1 protein-coding gene is annotated in these 564 nt (G+C 67.6%); it reads left to right on the forward strand.

Going from position 1 to position 564, the window contains the following annotated elements:
- Nucleotides 1–410: methyl-accepting chemotaxis protein (locus ACEN88_RS33830; RefSeq protein WP_413346740.1), on the forward strand; the 410-nt coding region annotated here is incomplete at its 5' end.
- Between the last annotated feature and the right edge of the window lie 154 nt (nt 411–564).

Genomic DNA, 564 nt, shown 5'->3' on the forward strand with positions numbered 1-564 from the left:
CGGGCGAGGTGCGCACCCTGGCGCAGCGCTCGGCGGCGGCATCGAAAGAGATCCGCCAGCTGATCCTCGACTCCGTCGCCAAGGTCGACGCGGGCAGCGCGCTGGCGGACGGCGCGGGCCAGGCGATGGAAGCGATCGTCACCTCGGTGCGCCGCGCGGAAGTCCTGATGCGCGACATCGCGGCGTCCAGCCAGGAACAGAGCACGGGCATCGCGCAGGTCAACCAGGCGATCGCGCAGATGGACGACGCGACGCAGCAGAACGCGGCCCTCGTCGAAGAAGCCGCCGCAGCAGCCGCCGCGCTGCAGGAACAGGCACGCGAACTGGATGCCGTCGTCAGCACCTTCAAGCTGGCGGCAAGCACGCCGGCCGCCGCTGCGCCGGCAGGCCGCAAGCTCCTGGCCACCTGATCCTCTCGGCCGGTTCCCACCGGCCATTTTTTCAATTCGGGGTCAGAGCACATTTCGGCGCAAATTCGGGGTCAGAGCCTGACCCTTCCCCTCAAATTTTCACTACCTGCACCAGATTGATCAGTGTAAGTCGGGCGAGCTGGAAGGCGTGGCG

The sequence above is a fragment of the Massilia sp. CT11-108 genome, from assembly GCF_047302915.1.
GTDB lineage: Bacteria > Pseudomonadota > Gammaproteobacteria > Burkholderiales > Burkholderiaceae_D > Telluria > Telluria orientalis.